Raw genomic sequence first — 4,383 nt, 5'->3', positions numbered from 1 at the left:
ACCGGGTCCATGCCGCGGTGGTGGCTGGCCTTCAGCTCCTCGTCGTAGTCGGTGCTGGTGGCGGCGTCGGCCAGGGACTCGGGGAGCCCGATCTCGGCCAGCGACTCCTTGATCACGACGTCGAAGTCCTTGTTGCCCTGGTTGTGGATCCGGGTGCCCATCGCCGTGTAGAGCGGCAGCAGCACGTCCGGGCCCTTCTCCTTCGCGGCGGCGATGGCCACGCGCACCGGGCCCCACGCCTTCTTCATCATCTCCAGGTACTCCGCGGACAGGTCGCGTCCCTCGTTGAGGACGGCCAGGCTCATCACGTGCCAGTCGACCTCCACATCGCGGACCTTCTCGACCTCCAGCATCCAGCGGGAGGTGATCCAGGCGAAGGGGCACAGCGGGTCGAACCAGAAGTCGACATGGGCCTTCTCGGTGCTCGTCATATCGCGTCCAACCGTGCCGGTCGCCGACGTGTTCCCATCTCGCGGGCGTACCGGATCGGGGCGTGGTTGGATCGGGATCCCCACCGACGAAGGGTTTCCACCGCATGGCCCCGCCCAATCTGACCCGCACCGACGCCGAGCGCCGGGCCGCGCTGCTGGAGGTCTCCGACTACGTCGTCGACCTGGACCTCACCGACGGCGGAGGCAAGCCGGGTGACACCACGTTCGCCACGACGGCGGTCGTCTCCTTCACCTGCCGCGAGCCGGGCAGTGACAGTTGGATCGACTTCGTCGGGGCCGATGTCGCGAGCGCCACCCTCAACGGCGTCGAGCTGGACGTCTCGGGTTACCGCGAGGACGACGGCATCGCCCTGCCCGATCTGGCCGCGGAGAACGAGCTGCGTGTGGTGGCCACGGGCCGCTACATGAACACCGGGGAGGGCCTGCACCGCTTCCTCGACCCGGTCGACGGTGCCGTGTACCTCTACTCCCAGTTCGAGACGGCCGACGCCAAGCGCATGTTCGCGTGCTTCGACCAGCCCGATCTCAAGGCGCGGTACCGGCTGACGGTGACGGCTCCGGCCGACTGGACCGTGGTGTCGAACGCGGCGATCGAGAACAGCGTCGAGGGCCCGGGCGGCTCGCAGACCCACCACTTCGCCACCAGCGAGGTCTTCTCCACCTACCTCGTGGCACTCGTCGCGGGGCCCTACGCCTCGTGGCAGGACGAGTACACCGACGAGGGCGGCACGATCCCGCTCGGCATCTTCTGCCGCGCGTCGCTGGCCCCGCACATGGACCACGAGCGGCTGTTCACCGAGACCAAGCAGGGCTTCGGGTTCTACCACCGCAACTTCGGCGTGCGGTACCCGTTCGGCAAGTACGACCAGCTGTTCGTGCCGGAGTTCAACGCGGGTGCCATGGAGAACGTCGGCGCCGTGACGTTCCTCGAGGACTACGTCTTCCGGTCCCGCGTCACCCGCTCGCTCTACGAGCGCCGCGCCGAGACCGTGCTGCACGAGATGGCGCACATGTGGTTCGGCGACCTCGTCACCATGGCATGGTGGGACGACCTGTGGCTCAACGAGTCGTTCGCCACCTGGGCCAGCGTCATCTGCCAGGCCGAGGCCACCGAGTACAAGGAGGCCTGGACGACGTTCGCGAACGTCGAGAAGAGCTGGGCCTACCGGCAGGACCAGCTGCCCTCCACACACCCGATCGCCTCCGACATCCCGGACCTGCAGGCGGTCGAGGTCAACTTCGACGGCATCACCTACGCCAAGGGCGCGAGCGTGCTCAAGCAGCTCGTGGCCTACGTCGGGCTGGAGCCGTTCCTCGCCGGTCTGCGCAGCTACTTCACCGCGCACGCGTGGGGCAACGCCACGTTCGGCGACCTGCTCGGCGCGTTGGAGGAGTCGTCGGGCCGCGACCTGTCCGACTGGGGCGCGCAGTGGCTCAAGACCACCGGCCTCAACCTGCTGCGCCCGTCCTTCGAGGTGGACGCCGACGGCAACCTCACCCGCTTCGAGGTGGTGCAGGGCGGGGCGCGTCCCGGCGCCGGCGAGCTGCGGACGCACCGCATCGCGGTGGGCCTGTACGACGACGACCCGGAGACCGGCAAGATCGTCCGCACCCACCGCGTCGAGGTGGACGTCACGGGCGAGCGCACGGCCGTCCCGGAGCTGGTGGGGGTGCGCCACGGCAAGCTCGTGCTGGTCAACGACGACGACCTCACCTACTGCGCGCTGCGCCTCGACGCCGGCTCGCTCACCACGCTGATCGACCGCATCGGTGACATCGCCGAACCGCTGCCGCGCACGCTGTGCTGGTCGGCGGCCTGGGAGATGACCCGCGAGGCCGAGCTCAAGGCCCGCGACTTCGTCACCCTCGTGTCCGGCGGCTTCGGCGTCGAGTCCGAGATCGGTGTGGTGCAGCGGTTGCTACTGCAGGCCCAGACGGCCATCACCTCCTACGCCGATGAGCAGTGGGCGGCCGAGCGCGGCTGGCCGCTGCTCGTGGACCAGCTGCGGTTCCGCCTCGACACCGCCCCCGGCGGGTCCGACGCCCAGCTCGCCGTCGTGAACTCGCTGGCTGGCAGCGTCCTGCCGGCCACCGTGGTGGAGAGGATGAAGGGCTGGCTGCTCGACGTCGACGTGCCCGAGGGTCTGACGGTCGACACCGACCTGCGCTGGCGGCTGCTGCACGCGCTCGTCGCGCACGGTGGCGCCTCGGAGACCGAGATCGACGAGGAGCTCCAGCGCGACCCGACCTCCACAGGCCAGCGGCAGGCCGAGCTGGCTCGCGCGCTGATCCCCACGGCCGAGGCCAAGGAACGCGCCTGGCAGCGCGCCGTCCACGACGACGACATCCCCAACGCCGTGCAGGAGTCGATCATCTCCGGCTTCTCCCACCCGGCCCAGCGCGGGCTGCTCGGCGGGTACGTGGAGCGCTACTTCGCCGAGGTGGCCGAGGTCTGGCAGCGGCGCACCAGCGAGCGCGCCCAGTCCGTGGTTGTCGGGCTGTTCCCGTCGTACGCGGTGGAGAAGTCCACCGTCGACGCGGCCGACGCGTGGCTGGCCGACGAGTCGCACCCGCCGGCCCTGCGCCGGCTGGTGTCCGAGGGCCGGGCCGGGATCGTCCGGGCGCTGGCGGCGCGGGATTTCGACCGCAGCTGACGCCGGTCGTGCGTGAACGTCACTGCTCTGGGCGGCGATGTCCATGCACGACCACGGGTAGCCTCAGCCGGGATGACCACGGCAACGCCTCACCCCACGGATCTCGTCCCCGCCCCGCTGCGGCGACCGGTCACGGTGGTGGCCGGGGTGGCGGTGGTCGTCTTCGCCGTGCTGGCGATCCGCTATGCGGGCACCTCCGCCGCGGGCCGCATCGACATCCACGTCGACGAGGTCATCGATCCCGTCGGTTCAGCCCATCGCTGGCTCGTCACACACGCCACGGTGTTCGGCTCGCCGCCCTTCGTGGTGCTGTTCGCCTTCGCCGTCGCGGCTCTGTGCCTCGGGCTCGGACGGCGCCGCCTCGCCGTGCTCGCGGTCGCCGGACCGGGCGTCACCGGTGTCGCCACCACGCTGCTCAAGCCCGCCCTCGGGCGGACGATCGAGGGCGGGTTCGCCTTTCCCAGCGGGCACACCGGCGGCGCCACCTCGCTCGGTCTCATCCTGGCCCTGCTGGTGATCAGCCTCGTGCGGCCGGGCCGCACTGGCGGGCTGGCCGTCCTCGCCGTCGGGGCGCTTGCGGCCGGCGGCGCCGTTGGATCCGCCATGGTGGCGTCGAACGCCCACTACCCCACCGACGCCATCGGCGGCTTCTGCACGGCCGTGATCGTGGTACTCGGCCTCGCGCTGCTGCTGGACCGGATCCCGCCCGTGCGAAGGCACGGCCGCCCCACCGGGCACGACCGGGCTCCGTCGGCCGGTTAGCCGGCCAGGTGCATCTTCCGCAGGGCCTTGCGGACGGGCCCGCCCTCCGGACGGTAGGAGCTGCACGCCTCCGCGCCGCACGCACCGCAGTCCTTGCCGGGCCGGTAGTGCTCGTGGGCCGCACGCGCATGTCCGCAGCTGCAGGGCTCGACGACGGTGGCGGGCGGGGCCGGCGGACGCAGATCCTCGGGGGAACGCTGGGCCGGGATAAGCCCTGTGAGTTCCGACGCCGTGGGATCGGGCGTCACCGGCACACCGGAGGGCGGGGTCAGGACCGCCGAGCCCTTCGGAGCCGGCGTGCCGCGTCGCGCGCCACCGGTCTTCCCCGACGCCGTATCTCCCATCAGGGTCCCTTCCCTTCTCGCATCCGTAGCTCTTAGGAGCTGTGTCACAACAGTATGCAACGAACGGCTCAACCGGAGCATCACCAGTACTGATGAAGTCTCGCAAATGGTGGACGTTCGGTGACTAGGCGCGAGGAGCCGTCAGCAGATCGGAGTCTGCCGGCGACTGTT

General features: G+C 70.5%; 4 protein-coding genes. 2 read left to right on the top strand and 2 right to left on the bottom strand.

The features are described 5' to 3' along the window. The coding region (locus JWR81_RS17075; protein ID WP_297653162.1) for a DsbA family protein at positions 1 to 431 on the bottom strand (431 nt) is incomplete at its 3' end. Between the two features lie 104 nt (positions 432 to 535). On the opposite strand from JWR81_RS17075, the gene pepN reads away from it, so the two are divergent. Continuing rightward, positions 536 to 3,106 (top strand): aminopeptidase N, encoded by a 2,571-nt coding sequence (pepN, locus tag JWR81_RS17070; protein ID WP_297653159.1) that lies wholly within the window; start codon positions 536 to 538, stop codon positions 3,104 to 3,106. 72 nt (positions 3,107 to 3,178) lie between these two features. Then, positions 3,179 to 3,868, top strand: coding sequence for a phosphatase PAP2 family protein (locus JWR81_RS17065; protein ID WP_297653155.1), 690 nt, complete (start codon positions 3,179 to 3,181; stop codon positions 3,866 to 3,868). Here the strand turns inward: JWR81_RS17065 and JWR81_RS17060 are convergent. Further along, positions 3,865 to 4,116, bottom strand: coding sequence for a hypothetical protein (locus tag JWR81_RS17060; protein WP_297653152.1), 252 nt, complete (start codon positions 4,114 to 4,116; stop codon positions 3,865 to 3,867). The two genes, JWR81_RS17065 and JWR81_RS17060, sit on opposite strands and share 4 nt — an antisense overlap. Positions 4,117 to 4,383: the final 267 nt, after the last annotated feature.

Origin of the sequence: Pseudonocardia sp., from assembly GCF_025965585.1 — a bacterium.
GTDB lineage: Bacteria > Actinomycetota > Actinomycetes > Mycobacteriales > Pseudonocardiaceae > Pseudonocardia.
Note: the sequence above shows the minus strand (reverse complement) of the source record. Positions and strands in the feature narration are given on the sequence as shown.

Excerpts from the sequence above, each read along its gene's own strand:
- JWR81_RS17065 (WP_297653155.1), top strand. The coding sequence starts at position 3,179 with ATGACCACGGCAACGCCTCACCCCACGGATCTCGTCCCCGCCCCGCTG.
- pepN (WP_297653159.1), top strand. The coding sequence starts at position 536 with ATGGCCCCGCCCAATCTGACCCGCACCGACGCCGAGCGCCGGGCCGCG.